Source organism: Oleiphilus sp. HI0067, assembly GCF_001635735.1.
On record NZ_LWFI01001035.1, the window covers coordinates 1 to 1935 of the forward strand.

The window sequence follows — 1935 nt, forward strand, 5'->3', positions numbered from 1 at the left end:
AAAAACTCTATGCAGTGATTACCGATTTGGGAGCCTCTGGCGCTTATTACATGGCAGCGGCTGCTGACGAAATTTATGCAGATAAAGCAAGCTTAGTTGGGTCTATTGGTGTAACAGCAGCAGGTTTTGGCTTTGTTGACCTGATTGATGAATATGGCGTTGAGCGTCGCACTTATACCTCTGGTGAGCACAAAGCATTTCTGGACCCGTTTAGTGAAGAGGATCCAGAAGAGGTGGCATTCTGGAAAACTGTATTAACTAGTACGCATCAGCAATTCATTGATAAGGTGAAAGAAGGGCGTGGTGATCGTTTGGTAGAAAACGATAAGTTATTTAGTGGATTGATCTGGAATGGGGAGCAAGCTCTTGAGTTGGGCTTGATTGACGGATTAGGTAGTTCTGGTTACGTGGCGCGCGAGCTTGTCGGTGCTGAAGATATTGTTGACTTCTCATTGCAGCCAGACCCACTCCAGCAATTTACAGAGTCCTTGGGTGTATCCATCGGCGGAGCGATCAGTTCAGTATTAGGTTTGAATACCATGCAGCTTCGTTAGATTTTTTAAAAAGCTATATAAGGCAGCTAATTAGCTGCCTTTTTTATGGGAGCATAATACCGAAGCGCTTAAGTATGTGGCATAGCTCTATTAATGGGAGGCCTATCAGAGCATTTGGGTCTTTTGTCTCAATCGCCTCAAACAACGTAACGCCTAAACCTTCGACCTTGAATCCGCCCGCACAATCATAAGATGGCTCTTTTTGCACATAGCTTTCAATTTGGGCGGATGTTAAAGGCTTAAATTTCACGCGCGTTAGATCGCAAGTGGTTTCTTCCTGCATTGTTTCGGTGTTAACGACCGAAAGAGCAGTAAAAAACGAAACCTCTTTGCCTGAGCAGAAGGCGAGTTGCTCGCAGTTCTTTTTGAAAGAACCTGGTTTATGAAGATATACTCCGTCGCAATAAGCTACCTGATCGCTACCGATAACAATGCTTTTGATTGGTGATGAGAGTGATGCCACCACATTATGCGCTTTTAGTGATGCGAGCTTTAGAGCTAAGTCTTTTGGAGAGTTGGCCGAAATAGATCTTTCATCGATCTCAGGAGCAATGCATTCAACATGAGAAAACAGCTTTTCTAATAGAGTTTTGCGGTATTTGCTAGATGAGCCAAGAATTATGCGATGGGTAGTCATTTAGTTTTCTTGAAATAGTTCGAATTGGCGCTAGTGTTTCATATTCCAAACTGATGCTGAAGCCTCAGTTGTGCACTGCTTTGAACGATTGTTAAAAAAATGTTGTTTTCTTTTGACAAGTACGGGTCTCGCCAATAGAATTGCGCGCTTATGTCGGATCACTCACTCCCAAAGACTGTCGATCCCCTTAAATACGCTGACCAAAACAAGGTTTTGCAGGGGAAAATTGCAGTGCAATGCATGCCTCGTTTGGCAGATATTGTGCTAAGTACTGAAGGGGATGTAGAAGTAATGCTTGAGTTTGATCGCGATGAGCAACATCTTAGAGTTCTCAAAGGGCACCTGAAAGCGGAATTAGCTTTGACCTGCGAGCGTTGCTTAGAAGCGGTTAACAAGGTAGTAGAGTCAGACTTTCAGCTTGGTATTGTCTTATCAGATGAGCAAGCTAAGAACCTACCTGGATACTACGAGCCGCTTTTGGTCGAGCCGGAAGTTATGCCGGTTTATGATGTGGTCGAAGAGGAATTGATCCTCAGTTTGCCGATGTTTTCCTATCATGATGATTGTAAAGCAGAGCAGTTTGGGGAAGAGCAAGAAATCGAAGAAGCACCGGAAAAAGAAAATCCTTTTGCTGTGTTATCTGAATTGAAGCTCATAAAATAGTTTATGATTTGCGCGCATTTATAGATTGCGCCACATGAGAAAGACACCTTTCGGGAGAAACGTATGGCTGTTCAACAAAAT

General features: G+C 43.4%; 3 protein-coding genes. 2 read left to right on the forward strand and 1 reads right to left on the reverse strand.

Annotated elements, in window-relative coordinates:
* Window positions 1–554, forward strand: a 554-nt coding sequence (locus tag A3739_RS14225; protein WP_197472327.1) for a S49 family peptidase, incomplete at its 5' end; no start/stop codon positions are given.
* Window positions 555–597: 43 nt separating this feature from the next.
* Here A3739_RS14225 and A3739_RS14230 read toward each other — a convergent pair.
* Window positions 598–1191, reverse strand: coding sequence for a nucleoside triphosphate pyrophosphatase (locus tag A3739_RS14230; RefSeq protein ID WP_068481480.1), 594 nt, complete (start codon window positions 1189–1191; stop codon window positions 598–600).
* Between the two features lie 150 nt (window positions 1192–1341).
* Between A3739_RS14230 and A3739_RS14235 the strand changes: the two genes are divergently transcribed.
* On the forward strand, window positions 1342–1854 hold the full coding sequence (locus A3739_RS14235) for a YceD family protein (RefSeq protein ID WP_068481483.1): 513 nt from the start codon (window positions 1342–1344) through the stop codon (window positions 1852–1854).
* The last annotated feature ends 81 nt before the right edge of the window (window positions 1855–1935 follow it).

Bases quoted from the DNA above. Each gene is read 5' to 3' on its own strand.
- A3739_RS14230 (WP_068481480.1), bottom strand. From the start codon at position 1,191: ATGACTACCCATCGCATAATTCTTGGCTCATCTAGCAAATACCGCAAA.
- A3739_RS14235 (WP_068481483.1), top strand. From the start codon at position 1,342: ATGTCGGATCACTCACTCCCAAAGACTGTCGATCCCCTTAAATACGCT.